The 895-nt window shown below is 76.2% G+C and carries 1 protein-coding gene; it reads left to right on the forward strand.

The window, feature by feature from the left end:
* A partial coding sequence (locus tag GV126_RS32355; RefSeq protein ID WP_236570328.1) for an RDD family protein occupies positions 1-653 on the forward strand: 653 nt, incomplete at its 5' end.
* Positions 654-895: the final 242 nt, after the last annotated feature.

Raw genomic sequence — 895 nt, forward strand, 5'->3', positions numbered from 1 at the left:
GCCCGATGCCCACGCCGGTGACGAGCGGGCCCGGCGGCGGGCAGGCCTCCTGGGCGCAGCAGGTGCACCAGCTCGCCGGGGCCAGGACGGCCGCGGCGGAGGAACCGCCCGTCGTGCCGTGGAAGCCGCCGGTCGAGGACCCGTTCCAGGCGGCCGCGCGGCGGCAGGCCGCGGCCCGGCCGGCCGGTCTCGGCAAGCGGCTGCTGGCCCGCCTCGTCGACTCCGTCGTCGTCGCGGCCGTCACCGCCGCGCCCGCCGTGCCGCTCGGCCTCCGGGCGGCCGACCACATCGACGGCAAGATCGAGGCGGCCCGGCAGTCCGGCCGCACGGTCACCGTGTGGCTGCTGGACGGGACGACGGCGACGTACCTCGGCATCGTCCTGGCCGTCCTGCTGCTCTTCGGCGCCGTCTACGAGGCGCTGCCCACGGCCAAGTGGGGCCGCACGCTGGGCAAGAAGCTGTGCGGCCTTCAGGTGCGGGACATCGAGGCCCACGAGCCGCCGTCCCTCGGGCAGGCGCTGCGCCGCTGGCTCGTCTACAGCGTCCCCGGGCTCCTCGGCATCGGCGTGGTGGGCGTGGTGTGGTGCCTGTTCGACCGGCCCTGGCGCCAGTGCTGGCACGACAAGGCGGCCCACACCTTCGTGGCCGGGTGACCGGCGTACGCCTTCGAGGCGGGGGACCGGCGTACGCCCTGATGGGGTGGTGACCCTCGTGGCGCGGTGACCCCCGTGGGGCGGTGACCTTCGTGGTGCGGTGACCTTCGTGGTGCGGTGACCGGGACGGCGTAGGACGCGGGCCGGACGTCATCCGTCCGGCCGCTCGCCGGATGCGGCCCGGCCGCGTTCGCGTTCGACTCGGCGCATGAGCACCGAACCGCCCGCCGGCTCCGCACCAC

This window comes from Streptomyces mexicanus, assembly GCF_902506575.1.
GTDB lineage: Bacteria > Actinomycetota > Actinomycetes > Streptomycetales > Streptomycetaceae > Streptomyces > Streptomyces mexicanus.